This is a genomic window from Thiorhodococcus minor (assembly GCF_010820565.1).
Classification (GTDB): Bacteria; Pseudomonadota; Gammaproteobacteria; order Chromatiales; family Chromatiaceae; genus Thiorhodococcus; species Thiorhodococcus minor.
On sequence record NZ_JAAIJQ010000309.1, the window covers coordinates 1 to 750 of the forward strand.

The window sequence follows — 750 nt, forward strand, 5'->3', positions numbered from 1 at the left end:
GTCGTCGAATTGGCGCAGGTCGTGGTCGCTGAGGTGCGGCATGTCAGAGCGATGCGTCGCGTCAGAGAAAAGCGGCGGCGTTCAATGGGGCTTGATCCTGCCAGATCTGGCTCGGTTTGTCCCGTCAGAAATGAGGGGGGGGGTAACCGACTACGCTTGACCAGTTCCAGCAAGGGATGTCGGCGCATTACGAGCACATCTTGGCGAACTGCGACATCCCATGCCATCGTTGGCTCAAGAACATCAGCACGGGGTTCGCGAAAGAGAGCGTCGTCATCATCCATGGCGCATTCGGTCAGGGCAAGTCGGCACTCGCTTATCGCTGGCTGCACATGGAAACGCCATCCTCGTGGCGCCTGCAAATCAAGCTCATCGAGAACCGGCGGAAGGCATTGCAGATCGCCGCGACCCTGTCCGCGCATGATCAAGCGGTTGGCGCACCCATCGTCATCTATATCGACGTTCGCCCCCACGACCAGGGCTGGACGCTGCTCGTCGAAGAGCTGGCGCGTATTCCCCAGATCCGCGTGTTGGTAACGGTTCGGGAAGAGGATTGGCGGCGGGCGACCATTTCCCGGGCGGATGTTGGATTCGAGGACATCTCACTGAGCTTGGATCGAGCTGAAGCTCAGGCCATCTATGACCAACTCTCTCGACGGGAGACGCCAGGGCAGGGCGTTGATCATCGGACCGCCCAGTCGGTTGAGTAGACGCCGCGCATCCTTCAGGCGAAGCGACGTGGGAGCGGCG

Annotated in this window: 1 protein-coding gene; it reads left to right on the forward strand. The window is 60.8% G+C overall.

Annotated features, from left to right (window positions below; genetic code table 11):
- Window positions 1–176 precede the first annotated feature (176 nt).
- Window positions 177–710: a hypothetical protein gene (locus tag G3446_RS27110; protein WP_164456744.1), complete on the forward strand. Its 534-nt coding sequence runs from the start codon at window positions 177–179 to the stop codon at window positions 708–710.
- Window positions 711–750: the final 40 nt, after the last annotated feature.

Bases quoted from the DNA above. Each gene is read 5' to 3' on its own strand.
- G3446_RS27110 (WP_164456744.1), top strand. From the start codon at position 177: ATGTCGGCGCATTACGAGCACATCTTGGCGAACTGCGACATCCCATGC.